This is a genomic window from Aurantimonas sp., from assembly GCF_964217435.1.
Classification (GTDB): Bacteria; Pseudomonadota; Alphaproteobacteria; order Rhizobiales; family Rhizobiaceae; genus Aurantimonas; species Aurantimonas coralicida.
The window spans coordinates 12202-28419 of record NZ_CAXPJM010000014.1; the positions used below are offsets into that span (position 1 = coordinate 12202).

Sequence of the window (16218 nt, forward strand, 5' to 3'; positions counted from 1 at the left end):
CCGGCCTCGGGCGATCATCCGCGCCCTTCGCGAAAGCGGGACCTGTCGAACGCCTCCGGGTCTTGCACCCACACAAACGAAAACGGGCGGCCGTGATGGCCGCCCGTTTCGCGTTTCGGACCTGTCCGGCGGTCAGCCGATGCGGCCGCCGCCCTGCTTGGTGATGGCCACCACCGACGGACGCACCGGCATGTCGTCCTTGAAGTCCGGCCAGCGGGTCGAGAGATCCTCGTAATAGGACGGCCGGCCGAAGCCCTCCCAGTCCTCGCCGCCATCGGCCGGATGCTGGACCGCCACGAAGGCCGTCTGCATGTCCGGCAGGATCAGCGGACCGCACATCTCGGCGCCCACCGGGACCCGGAAGAACAGCTTCGACGTGCCGCGGGCCGCGCCCTCGGTGTCGACGGCGAAGAGGCCGTCGGTGCGGCCCGTCGCCTTCGGCGAATTGCCGTCGGTGGAGACCCACAGCCGGCCCTCGGCATCGACCGCGCAATTGTCCGGCATGCCGAACCAGCCGTTCTTCGTCGTTTCCGTGGAGAAGGTCGCGCCGACATCGGCGACCGACGGGTCGCCGCATTTCAAAAGGACTTCCCAGGTGCCCTTGGTGGCGGCGAAGTCGCCGCCGTCCTCGGCGATCTCGATGATGTGGCCGAAGGCGTTCTTGGCGCGCGGATTGGCGGCATCGGCCTCCTCGCGCTTGGTGTTGTTGGTCAGCATCACGTAGACGCGGCCATTGGTGCCGTTCGGCTCGATGTCCTCCGGACGGTCCATCTTGGTCGCCTCGAGGAGATCGGCCGCGCGCCGGGTCTCGATGACCACGTCGGCCTGGCTCTCGAAACCGTTCTCGGCGGTCAGCGGGCCTTCGCCGAAGACCAGCGGCATCCAGGTCAGCGAGCCGTCGTCCTCGAACTTGGCGACATAGAGCGTGCCCTCGTCGAGAAGATCCATGTTCGCGGCCCGGTCGTCGGGGTTGTAGGTGCCCGCGGTGACGAACTTGTAGACATAGTCGAAGCGCTCGTCGTCGCCGAGATAGAACACCACCCGGCCATCCGCCGCGACGATCGACTCGGCGCCTTCATGCTTGAAGCGTCCGAGCGCGGTGCGCTTCTTCGGCACCGAGTTCGGGTCCTCGACATCGACCTCGACGATCCAGCCGAAGCGGTTGGGCTCGTTCGGCTCCTTCGACACGTCGAACCGGTCGTGGAAATTGCCCCATTCATAGCTGCCGTCCGGCACGCCGTAGCGCTCGTAATTCTGCGCTTCCCGGTGATCGGCCGGCAGTTCGCCGACGAAATAGCCGTGGAAGTTCTCCTCGGCCATGATGTAGGTGCCCCACGGCGTGACGCCGCCGGCGCAATTGTTGATGGTGCCGAACACCTTGGTGCCGGACGGATCGGCCTTCGTCTGCAGGCGGGCGTGGCCGGCGGCCGGGCCGCGCAGCTCCATCTCGGTCCCGGCGGTGATGCGGCGATTCCTAGCACCGTCGGTCACCACCTGCCACTTGCCGTTCTCCTTGCGGATCTCGACGATGGTGCCGCCATGGGCCGCCATCTCGATGTCGACCCGCTTCTGGTCGGCCGCGGCGACCGTGAGCTTGTCGCCCTCGACCTTCACGATGCCCGGGAACATCAGGTGTTCGTTGGTGTATTCGTGATTGACGACGAGCAGGCCATGCTCCGACGAACCGTCGATCGGGATGAAGCCGACATAGTCGTTGTTGTAGCCGAACTGGCGCGCCTGGGCTTCCGGCGTCTGGTTCGCCGGATCGAACTCCGGTGAATCGGCGAAGACCGGGTCGCCCCAGCGCAGCAGCACGTCGGCATCGTAGCCTTCGGCGATGTGATGCATCTCGTCGACGCCGGCCTCGACCTCGGTGAAGTCGAATTTCGAGCCCGCGGCGCCTTCGGCATGGGCCTCGTCGGCGGCCATCAGCGCCAGCGGGCTCACCGTGGCGGCGATCGCCGTGGCGGCCATCGAGCCGCGCAGGAAGTCGCGGCGCGAGAAGCGCGTCGCGATCACGTCGCCCATGGTGCGGTTGTCGGTCGGGTTCAGACCGTCGCCATCGGCCTCTTCCAGCTGGCTGGTGCGGAATACCGCACGGCTTGCATGTTCGTTCATCGACGCCCCCTGATCTTGCGAAATCCGGCACCGTCCAACTTTTGGAACGGTTCCAGCATCGCATAATCAGGCAAGGTCACAAGCCGATGACACGCCACTGTGAAGGCCGCGGAAGGCGCGCAGGCCTGCGCCGACGGCGTTTCAGCCCGTTGGCGGGGTGACCCGGCGGGCCCGCGAACGCTCCAGGCCCAGCCGGTGCTCGCGCCAGATGATGAAGATGCCGGCCGACACGACGATGGCTCCGCCGAGGATCGTCGTGCCGCTCGCCGCCTCGTCGAAGATCACGTAGCCGATGATGATGGCGAGGATCAGCGAGGTGTATTCGAAGGGCGCGATGGTCGAGGTGTCGGCATAGCGGTAGCAGGCGGTCAGGAGCAGCTGGCCGACGCCGCCGCACAGGCCCGCGAGGATCAGGAAACCGGCCTGCTCCCATGTCGGCACCACCCAGCCGAAGAAGATCGACAGCGCCGCCAGCGCCGACGAGGTCAGCGAGAAATAGATGACGATGGTGGCGGTCTTCTCGGTGTGGACAAGCCGGCGGATCTGGATCATGGCGATGGCGGCCACGGTGGCCGAGACCATCGCCGCGGCAATGCCGATCGCCTCGCCATCGGCCAGCCCGTCACTGCCCAGCGACAGTTTCGGCAGCGTCACGACCATGATCCCGATCAGCCCGACGAGCACCGCCGACCAGCGGTAGAGCCAGACCACCTCCTTCAGGAAGATCGCGGCGAACACCACGGTCAGCAGCGGCGCGCCATAGGTGATGGTGATCCATTCGGGATAGGGCAGCCGCGTCAGGGCGAAGAAGCCAAACCCCATGGAGGTCACGCCGATGACGCCGCGCCAGACATGGCCACCGAGATGGTCGGTGGTCAGCGCCGTGCGCAGATCGCCGAGCCAGGCGAGATAGATGACGACGGGCACCAGCGCGAAGAACGAGCGGAAGAACACGATCTCGCCGGCCGGAATGCCCTGGGCCCCCGCCTTGATGGAGGTCTGCATGCCGACGAAGACCACGACGGAGATGCATTTGAGCATGATGCCGAGCATCGGATTGGGTGAGGCCGCGTCGCCAGGCACCTGTGGCATTCGTCCCCTCAGACCGCCGCGCCCCTTTGCAGGCGCCGGCATCGTCGATCATGCGTTTCTGTCATCGCCCGGCCGGCCGTCTCGCGGGCAACCGGGCGACCTTCGGGCCCTAGCGGGCGGCCTGCAGCGCTTCCCAGACCCGCAGCGGGGTTGCCGGCATGTCGATATGGGCGACGCCCGCCGGCCGCAGCGCGTCGACGACGGCATTCATCACCGCCGGTGCGGCGCCGATCGTGCCGGCCTCGCCGGCGCCCTTGATGCCGAGGGCGTTGGTGGTGGACGGCACGTTGCGGGTCTGGAAGTCGAAATACGGGAAGTCCCAGGCCCGCGGCATGGCGTAGTCCATGAAGCTGGCGGTCACCAGCTGGCCGGTCTCGTCATAGACGGCGTTCTCGATCAGCGCCTGGCCGATGCCCTGCGCGACGCCGCCATGGATCTGGCCGGCCAGAAGGATCGGGTTCACCGTCACGCCGAAATCGTCGCAGATCGTGTAGGACAGAAGCTCGGTCATGCCGGTCTCCGGGTCGATCTCGACCTCGCAGACATGGGTGCCGTTCGGATAGGTCGCCTCGTCCTGCTTGAACTCGCCGACCGCCTTGCGATCGTCGTCGGACTTGGCCGCCGCCGCCAGCGCGGCGAAGTCGATGGCCCGGTCGGTGCCGACGATCCGCGCCTCGCCGCCTTCCAGCTCGATGTCGGTCGCCGCGGCTTCCAGCTCGTCGGCGGCCAGCTTCTTCAGCTTCTCGGCCAGCGACTGGCTGGCCCGGCGCACCGACACCGCGCCCAGCGGGATCGAGCGCGAACCGCCGGTGCCGCCGCCGGTCGGGGTCTCGTCCGTGTCGCCCTGGCGCACGTCGATCCGGTCGTAGTCCAGCTTCAGCGCCTCGGCGACGAACTGGGCATAGGCCGTGGCATGGCCCTGCCCGTTGGTCTGGGTGCCGATCTTCAGCTCGATCCGCCCCTCATGCGTCAGTTCCACATAGGCCGGCTCCGAACCGGGGAAGGCGCAAGCTTCCACATAGGTCGCAAAGCCGATGCCGCGCAGCTTGCCGTTCTTGCGGGCCGCTTCGCGCCGGGTCTCGAAACTGCCCCAGTTCGCCCGCCGCAGGCCGGCGTCGAGATGGCCGGCGAAATCGCCGGTGTCGTACAGGCGGCCAATCGGGGTGCGGTAGGGCAGCTGGTCGGAGCGGATGAAGTTGCGCTTGCGGATCTCGTCGCGTCCGAGGCCAAGCTCGATGGCGCATTCGTCCACCAGCCGCTCGATCAGATAGGCCGCTTCCGGCCGTCCGGCGCCGCGATAGGCGTCCACCGGAACCGTGTTGGAATAATAGAGGTGGCAGTCCACGTCGATCGCCGGGATGTCGTAGAGGCCGGTCGCCATCGACATGCCGAACCACGGGATCATCGGCCCGAACTGCGAGGCATAGGCCCCGAGATTGGCGTGCAGATCGATTTTCAGCGCCAGGAACCGGCCGTCGGCATCCATCGCCATCGAGCCGGTGACGATATTGTCGCGGCCATGGGCGTCGGTGACGAAATGCTCGGTGCGGTCGGCGGTCCACTTGACCGGCTGGCCCAGCCGCTGCGCCGCGACCAGCACCAGCGCGTGCTCGCGATACAGGAACGCCTTGGTGCCGAAGCCGCCGCCGACGTCGCGGGTGACGACGCGAATCTTGTCCTTGCCGACCTTCAGGACGCGCGCCGCCAGCGTGTCGCGCATACCGTGCACGCCTTGGCTGCCGGTGGTCAGCGTGTAGCGCTCGCTCTCGGCGTCATATTCGCCGACCGAGGAGCGGACCTCCATGTAGTTGCAGACGAGGCGGTTCTGCACGAGGTCGAGGGTGGTGACATGCGCCGCCTGCGCGAAGGCCGCGTCCGTCTTCTCCCGGTCGCCCTCATGCATATGGCCGGCGATGTTGCCGTCGCGATCGTCCCAGGCGAGGACATGACCGGCCTTGGCCGCCGCCAGATCGGGCACCGCGTCGAGCACGTCGTAGTCGATCTCGATCAGCTCGGCCGCGTCGCGCGCCTGGATCGCCGTCTCCGCCACGACGAAGGCGACCGCGTCGCCGACATGGCGCACAGTGTCGCGGCACAAAACCGGCGCGTCATGGGGCTGGAACGGCTCGCCGCCCACCTGCTTGGGGCTGGCGAGACAGGGCACTTCGCCCAGATCGGCGATGTCGGCATGGGTCAGCACCATGCGCACGCCCGGGGCGCTGCGCGCCGCTTCCAGGTCGCCGATGGTGAAGCGGGCATGGGCATGCGGCGAGCGCACCACGGCGGCGTGCAGCAGGCCGGCGCGGGTCTCGTCGTCGGTATAGTGGCCCTCGCCCCGGATGAAGGCGTCGTCTTCCTTGCGCAGCACCGACGCGCCGAGGCCAAACTTTGGGGTCATGACGTTCATGGGAAAGCTCCTTCGACGCGAACCGATCGCCGTGGACAGGACCCGTTCGCAACGGGAGGGTCGGCCACAATGGTCTTAAACACCACTTATTGCTTCCGGCGCAGCCCGTCGAGGGTGGAGGTTGCCGGCCCGCCGCATGTGCCCCACCGCCGCACGCGATTGGCAATCTGCGGTTTCCGGTCTAACTGCCGGGAAAATCAGGAAAGGGAAGCCCATGCTGCGCAGTGAAGACGGCCAGACGATCCGGCTGGAAGATTATCGCCCGACCGATTTCATCCTGCATTGCGTGGACATGACGGTCCGCCTGTTCGAAGGCCGGGCCGAGATCGACACGCGGCTGGTGCTGGAGCGCCGCGACGGCGTGGCCGAGGATGCGCCGCTGGTGCTGGACGGCGACGAACTGACCCTAACCGGCCTTGCCCTCGACGGCGCCGTGCTCGAGGCCGACGCCTATACGGCGACGCCCGACCGGCTGACGATCCGCCAGGCCCCGGCCCGCGACCGCTTCCTCCTCGACATCGCCACCCGCATCGTGCCGGAAGAGAACACCAAGCTGATGGGGCTCTACCGCTCCAACGGCATCTGGTGCACCCAGTGCGAGGCCGAGGGCTTTCGCCGCATCACCTATTTCCTCGACCGGCCCGACGTGCTCGCCCCCTACCGGGTCCGCATCGAGGCCGACCGCACCGCCGCCCCGGTCCTCCTGTCGAACGGCAACCCGACCGAGAGCGGCGATCTCGGCGACGGCCGCCATTACGCCGTCTGGGACGACCCGTTCAACAAGCCGGCCTATCTCTTCGCGCTGGTCGCCGGCGATCTCGATTCCATCCGCGAGCCCTTCACCACCGCCAGCGGCAAGCCGGTCGAACTCGCCGTCTACACCGAGAAGGGCCGCGCCGGGCAGGCCGGCTACGCCATGGACGCGCTGAAGCGGTCGATGGTCTGGGACGAGCGCCGCTTCGGCCGCGAATACGATCTCGACGTGTTCAACATCGTCGCCATCGCCGACTTCAACATGGGCGCGATGGAGAACAAGGGCCTCAACGTCTTCAACCACAAATACGTGCTGCTCGATCCGCAGACGGCGACCGACACCGACTATGCCGGCGTCGAGACAGTGATCGCCCACGAATATTTCCACAACTGGACCGGCAATCGCATCACCTGCCGCGACTGGTTCCAGCTCTGCCTGAAGGAAGGCCTGACGGTCTATCGCGACCAGGAGTTCAGCGCCGACGAGCGCTCCGCCACGGTCCAGCGCATCGGCTCGGTCCGGCGCCTGAAGGCGCACCAGTTCCCCGAGGATCAGGGCCCGCTCCAGCATCCCGTCCGGCCGACGGAATACAGGGAGATCAACAACTTCTACACGGCGACCGTCTACGACAAGGGCGCCGAGATCGTCCGGATGCTCGCCACCATCCTCTGCGAGGACGGCTTCCGGAAGGGGATGGACCTCTATTTCGAGCGCCATGACGGCGACGCCGCCACGATCGAAGATTATCTCGCCTGCTTCGAGGCGGCCACGGGCGTCGACCTCTCGCATCTGGCGGTCTGGTACAACCAGGCCGGCACCCCGACCCTGTCGGTGCGCGAGGACTACGATGCCGGCACCGACCGGCTGACCGTCACCCTGCGCCAGTCGCTCGAGCCGGGTGCCGCCGGCACGAGGGCCGATCCGGTCCATATCCCGATCCGCTTCGGCCTCGTCGGCTCCAACGGCCAGGACAAGGACGCCGTGCCGACCCATGGCCCGGACGTGGAGGGCGACGTCATTCACCTGACCGAGGCCGAGACGACGCTGGTCTTCGAGAATCTCGGCGAGCGCCCCTACCTCTCGATCCTGCGCGACTTCTCCGCCCCGGTGAATCTCGACTTCGCCCAGAGCGAAGCCGATCGGCTGGCACTGGCGCGGCTCGACCCCAACCTCTTCAACCGCTGGAGCGTCCTCAACGATCTCCTCGGCGAGGCGATGGTGCGTGCCTGCCGCGCGGGCGGGGCGGCGACCGCCTCGCCGCTGCCGGCGGAGATCGTCGACGCGGTGCTGGTCACCGCCGCCGACCCCGCGCTGGAGCCCGCCTTCCGGGCGCAGGCCCTGGCCCTGCCGGCCGAACCGGACGTGGCACGCATGCTCGGCCGCGACGTCGACCCGCAGATCGTCCACGACGTGGTGGACGCCGCCCGCAAGGCGATCGGCAGCGCAGGCGTGCAGGTCTTCGAGCGACTGGCCGCCGAGATGGCGACGGTCCAGACCTTCTCCCCGGACGCCGAAAGCGCCGGCCGGCGTTCGCTCGCCAATGCGGCGCTCGCCTATCTGACGGCCGCCACGAACGACCCGGCGGCAGCCGAGGCGCAATATGCCAGCGCCTCCAACATGACCGACCGCCTCGCCGCGCTCGGCATCCTCGTCCATCGCTTCCCGGACGCCCCGGCCTCGCAGGCCGCTCTCGACGATTTCTACCGGCGCTTCGAGACCGACGAGTTGGTCCTCGACAAATGGTTTGCCCTGCAGGCGACCGTGCCGCGGCCCGAAACGCTGGAGACGGTGATCGCCCTCACCGGCCACGCCAAATTCTCGATGCGCAACCCGAACCGCGTGCGCGCCGTCATCGGCACCTTCGCGGCGGGCAACCAGCTCGCCTTCCATCGCCCCGACGGCGCAGGCTATCGCTGGGTGGCCGAGCGGCTGGTCGAGCTCGACCGCCTCAATCCGCAGATCGCGGCGCGCATCGCAACCACCTTCCGGTCGTGGCGCAGCTTCGAGCCGACCCGCCGCGGGCAGGCCGAAACGACTCTGCGGCAACTGCTTGAGACTGAACATCTTTCGACGGATCTTGGAGATATCTTGGGAAGGTCTTTGAAATGACTCATCAATTCGTTGACTCCCAGATTCTGCCGCAATTCCACGCTGGACAAGGTGATTCGCATTTGCTCAATTGGTAATGATTCGGATCGGCGGCGTTCCTGATCGTTAAGATGCGGTTTACGAGGGGTGAGCATGCGAGCGGACGCGTCCAACGCGCCGGCAGGGGGACTATTGTCCCGATTCGAGGCCCTGCTGACTGCGCGAACGGAAATTGCTGGACACGCCAAGATGTTGGCGGCCCCGGCCTACCGACAGCTTCTGCGCTCCGAGAAGGCGCTTCGCCGCTCGATCCCCATCCTCATCGTCTCCTTCCTGGCGCTCGCGGCGGTCATCCGCCTGGCGACCCTCGTCGAGGAGCGGATGGCTCTCGAAGAGGGTGCCGTCCGCGATCTGACCATCGCCACAGCGCTGATGCGCGCCGAGAGCCACGCCATCGAGGCCGATAGCGACGGCGTCGCGCTGGCCGCAGATCTGCTGGCCAGCGCCCTGCCCGCCGAACTCCTGCGCCACGGCCGCTTCGCCGTGGTCAGCGACAGTGACGGCATGATCGTCGCGGCCATGCCCGGCTTCGAGAACCTCGTCGGCGGTGACCTCAAGCGCCTGATCGGCGAGCACCAGGAACTTTTGATGTTCGGCGAGCGCGCCGGCGTGCAGGACACCCGCTTCGGCAGCGAACCGGCTCTCGTCGCCAGCGCCCGCCTCGCCGACAATCAGGGCATCCTCACCTTCGTCCAGCGCGAGACCGACCTTCTGTCCGAATGGCGCCATTCGGTCTCGGTCAACGTCACGCTCTTCGCGCTGACCTCCACGATCATGCTGGTTGTGCTCTATGCCTATTTCCGCCAGGCGACGCGGGCCCAGGACGCCGACGCGCTGTATCTGGAAACTCATCAGCGGGTGGATACCGCCCTGTCGCGCGGCCATTGCGGCCTCTGGGACTGGGATATCGCGCGCGGCCGCATGTACTGGTCGCGCTCCATGTATGAAATTCTCGACCTCTGCCCCAGGGACAGCGTCCTGGCCTTCGGCGACATCGCGCCGCTGATGCATCCCGACGACGGCAGCCTGTTCGAGGTCGCCCGGCAGGTCGCCGCCGGCAAGATCACCAGCCTCGACCGCGTCTTCCGCATGCGCCACCGCAACGGCAGCTATGTCTGGCTGCGGGCCCGCGCCGAGGTGTCGCGCACCGCCGAGAACGAGGTCCACCTGATCGGCGTGGCCGTCGACGTGTCCGAGCAGCAGGAGCTGGCGCGCCGCACCGACGAGGCCAACACCCAGCTCAACAACGCCATCGAGAACATCTCCGAGACCTTCGTCCTGTGCGACAGCCAGGATCGCCTGGTCCTCTGCAATTCCAAATATCGCGAGACCTTCGGCCTGACCGAGGCGGACGTGGCCCGCGGCACGCCGCTGGCCACCGTCATGGCCAAGGCCCGCAAGCCGATCGACAGCCATGCCGTGACCAGCCCGACCTTCGCCAGCGGCGAGCGCGCCTCCGAGGCGCTGCTGCCCGACGGCCGCTGGCTGCTCCTGTCCGAGCGCCGCACCGCCGACGACGGCTTCGTCTCCATCGGCACCGACGTCACCCAGCTCAAGCTGCATCAGGCCCGTCTGTCGGATTCCGAGCGCCGGTTGATGGCGGTCATCGACGATCTGTCGATCGCCCGGCGCGATGCCGAGCGCAAGGCGGTCCAGCTGACCGAGATGAACCAGAACTACGCCGCCGAGAAGGAGCGCGCCGAGACGGCCTCGAGCGCCAAGACCACCTTCCTGGCCAACATGTCCCACGAGCTGCGCACGCCGCTCAACGCCATTCTCGGCTTCTCCGAGATCATGCGCCAGGGCACTTTCGGCCCGATCGGCTGTCCGAAATACGGCGAGTACGCCGAGGACATCCACCAGAGCGGCCACTACCTGCTGAAACTGATCAACGACATTCTCGACATGGCCAAGATCGAGGCCGGTCGCCTCGTCCTGAACCACGAGACCGTCGACCTCAGCGAGATCGCCACCGAGACGGGCAAGATCATCGAGGTCCAGGCCGACCAGAAGGCGATCCGCCTCAATGCCGACGTGCCGGAGCGCATGGAGCTGACGGTGGACCGCCGCGCGACCAAGCAGATCGTGCTGAACCTTCTGTCGAACGCCGTGAAGTTCACCGACAATGGCGGCACGGTGAAGATGAAGCTGCGCACGGTCGGCGACGCGGCGTTGATCACCATCGCCGACAACGGCATGGGCATTCCCCGCGCCGCGCTGAAGAGCCTCGGCAAGCCCTTCGAGCAGATCGAGAACGAGCTGACCCGCACCAACAAGGGCACCGGTCTCGGCCTCGCCATCGCCCGGTCGCTGGTGGCCCTGCAGGGCGGCCGCATGCGGATCAGCTCGCAGGTCGGCGAAGGCACCATCGTCGCCATTCGCCTGCCGCTCACCCCCGCCCCGGCACAGACGGAAGCGCTCGACGCGGCCTCCGTCGCCTGACCCCCTTCGCGGCAACGCCGCGCAGGCACGACCGCGCCCGCAGCCCTGCGAAGATCAGTCCCCGCTAGAGAGCCAGGCGACAACGGATCGCGCGGCCGACATGGCAGAGGACGTTATCAGCCCCCTTGCGCCGCCGTCGCGGTATCGGCCGGCGCCGTCTCGTCCTCGCCGGAGACAGGCAGCAGCGTGTTGAAGGCGTGCCGCACCCGCGCCGCCGTTTCGGCGAGCAACGGCGCCACCTCGCCCGGCTCCTCCAGCCCCAGTGCCCGCGTCAGCCGGTCGGCCAGCCCCGGCGGCAGATCCTCGATCCGCTCGACCCCGGTCGGGCCGAGCCGCAGGATCTGGATGACCGACGTATAGGTCCGCATCGCACCCGGTAGGTCCACCGGCGCTCCGTCGGCATCCACGGCGGCCAGATCGGCGGCCGAAAGGACGGATACGGTCGGGCTGCCGACGAGATCGGAATCGGCCCGCCCGGTCAGCAAGGCCCATTGCGCCAGGAACTCCAGGTCGATCAGGCCGCCCGGGATCAGCTTCAGATCGAGCGGGCCCTTGGGCGGCTTGTCGCGGTCGAGCCGCGCCCGCATGTCGGCCACGTCGCGGCTGGTCATGGCCTCGTCGCGGGCCTCGCCGAGAATGTCGCAGATGGTGTGGCCGACCTCGTCGCGGAACTCCGGATCGCCGGCGATCGGCCGCGACCGGGTCAGCGCCATGCGCTCCCACGTCCAGGCGTCGGTCGCCTGGTAGCGGCGGAAGGAATCGATGCGCGTCGCCAGCGGCCCCATGTTGCCCGACGGGCGCAGGCGGAAATCGACTTCGTACAGGATGCCCTCGCGCATCTGCACGGTCAGCGCGGCGATCAGCCGCTGGGTCAGCCGGGCGAAATACAGCCCCGTGGCGAGCGGCTTGTCGCCGTCCGATTCCTCGACATCCGGGTCGTGGTCGTAGAGCAGGATCAGGTCGACGTCGGAGCCGGCCGTCAGCTCGCAATTGCCCAGCCGCCCCATGCCGAGCAGTGCCAGCCGCGCGCCGGGCACCCGGCCATGCTTCTCGGCGAAGGCATCGCCGACCGCCTTCAGCGTGGCGTCCAGCACCACATTGGCGATGTTGGAGAAGGCCGGCCCCGCCTCGCCGACGTCGACGACGCCGCTGAGGAGGCGCGCACCGACCAGGAAACGCTGTTCGGACGCGAAGATCCGCAGCCGCGCCAGAATGTCCTCGTAGCCGTTCGCCTCCGACAGGAAGCTCGCCAGCCGCTTCTCCATCATCGCGCTCTCGGGCACCTCGTCGAAGAAGGCCGGGTCGAGCAGCGCGTCGAAGACGTGCGGGCGCGCCGCGATGGTCTCGCGCAGCGCCGGGGCCGAGGTGATGATCAGCGCCAGAAGGTCGAGGATGCGGGGGTTGGAGGCGATCAGCGAGAAGAACTGGATGCCCGCCGGCAGCCCCGCCAGAAACGTGTCGAAGGCGGCGATCGCCCCGTCCGGGTCCTTGGCGTTGGAAAAGGCCGCCAGCAGCATCGGCAGGCCGGAAGCCAGACGCTCGCGCGCCGTCTCCGACCGCGTCGAGCGATAGCGGCCGAACCCCCATCCGCGCACGATCCGCGCGACGTCCTCCGGCCGGGCGAAGCCCAGCTCCTTCAGCCGCGCCAGCGCGTCGGGATCGTCCTCGCTGGACAGGAGGCGCTTGGAGACCGCCTCCTCGCCCTCGCCGGCATCGCGCTCGCGGCCGTCGTTGAACAGGCTGGTATAGTGCCGGTCCACGCGGCGCAGATGCGACAGCAGCGCCTCGGCGAAGGCCTCGCGATCGGCAAAGCCGGCCAGCCGCGCAATGCGTTCCAGCCCTTCCTCGTCCTCCGGCAGCGTGTGGCTCTGCTCGTCGGCGACCATCTGGATGCAGTGCTCGATCCGCCGCAGGAACCAGTAATCCTCGAGGAGGTCGCGGGCCGTATCGGCGGTGATCCAGCTTCCCTCGGCCAGCTCCTGCAGCGCCTCGTCCGTGCGCCGGCTGCGCAATTGCGGTGCCCGTCCGCCGGCGATGAGCTGCTGCGCCTGGACGAAGAACTCGACCTCGCGAATGCCGCCCCGGCCGAGCTTCACATTGTGGCCGCCGACGGCGATGTCGTCGAAGCCGCGATGGCGATCGATACGAGTCTTCATCGCCTGGATGTCGGCGATCGCCGCGAAGTCGAGATATTTGCGCCAGACGAAGGGCGTCAGCTCCTGCAGGAACGCCTCGCCCGCCGCCCGGTCACCGGCGATGGTGCAGGCCTTGATCATGGCGGCGCGCTCCCAGTTGCGCCCCGAGCCTTCGTAATAGCTCATCGCCGCATCGGTGGAGATCGCCAGCGGCATCGCGCCCGGGTCGGGCCGCAGCCGCAGATCGGTGCGGAAGACATAGCCGTCGGCGGTCCGCTCGCCAACGATCCGCACGAGCCGCCGCACGATGCGCGAGAAGGTGTCGACCGATTCGCTCGGATCAGCGGCGACCGACTGCTCGGGATCGAAGAAGACGATCAGGTCGACATCGCTGGAATAGTTCAGTTCGCGCGCGCCCAGCTTGCCCATGCCGAGGACGAACAGCCCGCATCCAGCCTCCGGGTCGGCCGGGTGAGGCAGCACGATCTTGCCACTCTTGTGGGCCGCGATCAGGCAGAAGCGCAGCGCCGTGGCGACCGCCGCTTCGGCCAGTTGCGAGAGGTCCTCGGTGGTCTCCTTGACGCTCGCCGCGCCGAACAGGTCGCGCAGCGCGATCAGCAGCGAGACCTCGCGCTTGATCAGGCGGATCGTCGCCATCAGCGCCGTCTCGCCCTGTTCCGCCACCTCCATGTCGCGCAACTCGCCGATCCGCTGCGCGATCCTCTCGCGGGCCGGCGCGTCGAACAGCGCGTCGAGCCATTCGGGGTGCTGGAGCATCTGGGTGTTGAGATAGGTCGAGAGGTCGAGCACCGCGCCGAGCCGCGCCACGTCCGGGCCGCCCCGCGCGAGAAATTCGCCGAGCCGCGTCAGATCCTGCGCCGCCGCCGCCTTGCTCAGGTCAGTGAGCCACGCCTCCGCCTTGCCGGGATCGAGCGGCGTCGGGGCGATGTCGCCGCCGATGCCCAGATCGCTGTCATGCTCTTGCGCCGTGTCCTGTTTCGCCATCGGCGACCGTCTTTCCATCCTGAGGAAACTCCAGGACCACTCTAAGGCCCGGCGCCGCATCCTCAAGCGCGAGACGTCCGCCATGCACCCGCGCGATCGCCTGGACCAGCGACAGGCCGAGGCCGGAGCCCGGCAGCGAGCGGCTCTGGTCGAGGCGGTAGAAGCGCTCCAGCACGCGCTCGCGCTGGTCGGCGGGCACGCCGGGACCGTCGTCCGACACCGACAGGCGACAGACGCCATCGGTCAGCTCGAGCCGCACGGCGATCCTGGCGCCGCCGCCATCCGCAACGCCGTATTTCAGCGCGTTGTCGATCAGGTTCGACAGGGCCTGGGCGATCAGTTCGCGGCTGACGGAGGCCTGCACCGGCGGGCTCGGCACAAAGACCAGCGTCGCGCCTGCTTCCTCGGCGAGCGGCTCGTAGAGTTCGCAGACATCCGCCACGATCCCGGCGACGTCGACCCGGGTCTTGATCACCGGGTGCGATCCCGCCTCGACCCGCGAGATCATCAGCAGCGCGTCGAAGGTGCGGATCATCTGGTCCGCCTCGGAGATCATCCCCTCCAGGACGGTGCGCGTGCCGGCGGCGTCGACATCGGCCGACAGCGCCGCCTCGGCACGGTTGCGCAGGCGCGTCAGCGGCGTCTTCAGATCGTGCGCGATGTTGTCGGAGACCTGGCGCAGGCCCTCCTGCAGCAGGGCGACGCGGGCAAGCAGCGTGTTGAGATTGTCCGACAGCCGGTCGAACTCGTCGCCCGTGCCGGTCACCGGCAGGCGTTCGGTCAAATCACCGGCCAGGATCCGCGCGCTCGCCCCGGACATGCGGTCGAGGCGCTGCAGTGCCTGCCGTCCGACAAGGAACCACGCGAACAGCGCCGCCGCCCCCATCAGCGCAAAGGCCAGGATCAGCGCGCTGCGCACGATCTGGCGGAAGCGTTCCTGCTCGGTCTGGTCGCGGCCGACCAGCACCCGCATGCCGTTCGGCATGCTGACCACCTGCGCCACCGCCAGATGGTAGCGGTCGCCCGGATCGTCGGCGAAGCGCTCGTAGCCGAAGGGCTGTTCGGTGAAGCCGCCCTCGTCGAGGACGCCCGCCTGCAGGCTCTCCACATTGCCGGCGAGAATGCGTCCGGTGGCGTCGGTGACGAGATAGAGCGAGGCACCCGGCTGGCGCGCGCGGCGGTCGATGGTGCGCACCAGGCCGGCAATGCCAGCGGCATCGTAGATCTGCGCGATCTCGCCGATTTCCTCGTTGATCGCCGCCCGGCTCTGGTTCTGCAGGATGCTCGACGCCGTCGCGGTGACATAGAAGACGAGGATCACGGCGGCGACCGAGAACAGCAGGAAATAGACCGCCGACAATCGGACGGCGGTCATCCGCATCAGGGCCTTTAAACGCGCCATCGGGGCTTACGCGTCGCTGCGCATGATGTAGCCCGAGCCGCGCACCGTGTGCAGCAGCGGCGTGTCGAAGTCGCGCTCGATCTTGGAGCGCAGCCGCGAGATATGCACGTCGATCACGTTGGTCTGGGGGTCGAAATGATAGTCCCAGACATTCTCCAAGAGCATCGTGCGGGTCACGACCTGGTTGGCGTGCTTCATCAGATATTCGAGCAGCCGGAACTCGCGCGGCTGCAGCACGATCGGCTTGCCGTTGCGGCGCACCTCGTGGGACAGCCGGTCGAGCTCTAGGTCGCCGACCCGGTAGCTGGTCTCGACGTCCTTGCTGCCGCGCCGCCGCCCCAGCACCTCGATCCGCGCCAGGAGCTCGGAAATCGCGAAGGGCTTGGCGAGGTAGTCGTCGCCGCCCGCCCGCAGGCCGGTGACCCGGTCGTCCACCTGTCCCAGCGCCGACAGGATCAGCGCCGGCGTCTCGTTGCCCTTTTCGCGCAGGCCCGAGATGATCGACAGGCCGTCGCGCCTCGGCAGCATGCGGTCGACGACGAGGACGTCGTAGCTGCGGCTGTCGGCCATGTGAAAGCCGTCGTCGCCGTCGCCGGCATGTTCGGCGACGTGGCCGGCCTCGCGCAGCGCCTTGACCAGATAGGCCGCGGCTTCGCTGTCGTCTTCGATGATCAGGATGCGCATGGGGTCGGGCAGCGTTGCGGGGCTCGGGGAG

At 68.0% G+C, this 16218-nt stretch carries 8 protein-coding genes; 2 read left to right on the top strand and 6 right to left on the bottom strand.

The annotated features are described in order from the left end of the window. Positions 1-132: 132 nt before the first annotated feature. The 3 genes from ACEQX1_RS07325 to ACEQX1_RS07335 form a co-directional block, all read right to left on the bottom strand. Positions 133-2118, bottom strand: coding sequence for a PhoX family phosphatase (locus ACEQX1_RS07325; protein ID WP_370196659.1), 1986 nt, complete (start codon positions 2116-2118; stop codon positions 133-135). A gap of 141 nt (positions 2119-2259) precedes the next feature. Beyond that, the gene (locus ACEQX1_RS07330; RefSeq protein ID WP_035694397.1) at positions 2260-3210 is read right to left on the bottom strand and encodes a DMT family transporter; all 951 of its coding nucleotides are present in this window, start codon (positions 3208-3210) and stop codon (positions 2260-2262) included. 109 nt (positions 3211-3319) lie between these two features. Then, positions 3320-5617, bottom strand: coding sequence for a xanthine dehydrogenase family protein molybdopterin-binding subunit (locus tag ACEQX1_RS07335; RefSeq protein ID WP_370193578.1), 2298 nt, complete (start codon positions 5615-5617; stop codon positions 3320-3322). A gap of 217 nt (positions 5618-5834) precedes the next feature. On the opposite strand from ACEQX1_RS07335, the gene pepN reads away from it, so the two are divergent. Together pepN and ACEQX1_RS07345 are read left to right on the top strand one after the other, a co-directional pair. Then, complete coding sequence (gene pepN, locus ACEQX1_RS07340) at positions 5835-8480, top strand: aminopeptidase N (protein ID WP_370196684.1); 2646 nt, start codon at positions 5835-5837, stop codon at positions 8478-8480. A 228-nt stretch (positions 8481-8708) separates the two neighbouring features. Continuing rightward, positions 8709-10961: a PAS domain-containing sensor histidine kinase gene (locus ACEQX1_RS07345; protein ID WP_370196660.1), complete on the top strand. Its 2253-nt coding sequence runs from the start codon at positions 8709-8711 to the stop codon at positions 10959-10961. A 116-nt stretch (positions 10962-11077) separates the two neighbouring features. On the opposite strand, the gene ACEQX1_RS07350 is transcribed toward ACEQX1_RS07345, so the two are convergent. Genes ACEQX1_RS07350 through ACEQX1_RS07360 form a run of 3 tightly spaced genes read right to left on the bottom strand, consistent with a single transcriptional unit; the run spans position 11078 to position 16187 of the window. After that, entirely contained in the window at positions 11078-14101 is a 3024-nt protein-coding gene (locus ACEQX1_RS07350) for a bifunctional [glutamine synthetase] adenylyltransferase/[glutamine synthetase]-adenylyl-L-tyrosine phosphorylase (protein ID WP_370193341.1), read from the bottom strand. Next, the gene (locus tag ACEQX1_RS07355) at positions 14070-15503 is read right to left on the bottom strand and encodes an ATP-binding protein (RefSeq protein ID WP_187392207.1); all 1434 of its coding nucleotides are present in this window, start codon (positions 15501-15503) and stop codon (positions 14070-14072) included. Before ACEQX1_RS07355 ends, ACEQX1_RS07350 begins: the two co-directional genes overlap by 32 nt. Before the next feature lie 6 nt (positions 15504-15509). Beyond that, positions 15510-16187 (bottom strand): response regulator transcription factor, encoded by a 678-nt coding sequence (locus ACEQX1_RS07360; RefSeq protein WP_024348712.1) that lies wholly within the window; start codon positions 16185-16187, stop codon positions 15510-15512. Positions 16188-16218 lie beyond the last annotated feature (31 nt).

Bases quoted from the DNA above. Each gene is read 5' to 3' on its own strand.
- ACEQX1_RS07325 (WP_370196659.1), bottom strand. From the start codon at position 2,118: ATGAACGAACATGCAAGCCGTGCGGTATTCCGCACCAGCCAGCTGGAA.
- ACEQX1_RS07330 (WP_035694397.1), bottom strand. From the start codon at position 3,210: ATGCCACAGGTGCCTGGCGACGCGGCCTCACCCAATCCGATGCTCGGC.
- ACEQX1_RS07335 (WP_370193578.1), bottom strand. From the start codon at position 5,617: ATGAACGTCATGACCCCAAAGTTTGGCCTCGGCGCGTCGGTGCTGCGC.
- ACEQX1_RS07345 (WP_370196660.1), top strand. From the start codon at position 8,709: ATGTTGGCGGCCCCGGCCTACCGACAGCTTCTGCGCTCCGAGAAGGCG.
- ACEQX1_RS07350 (WP_370193341.1), bottom strand. From the start codon at position 14,101: ATGGCGAAACAGGACACGGCGCAAGAGCATGACAGCGATCTGGGCATC.
- ACEQX1_RS07355 (WP_187392207.1), bottom strand. From the start codon at position 15,503: ATGGCGCGTTTAAAGGCCCTGATGCGGATGACCGCCGTCCGATTGTCG.
- ACEQX1_RS07360 (WP_024348712.1), bottom strand. From the start codon at position 16,187: ATGCGCATCCTGATCATCGAAGACGACAGCGAAGCCGCGGCCTATCTG.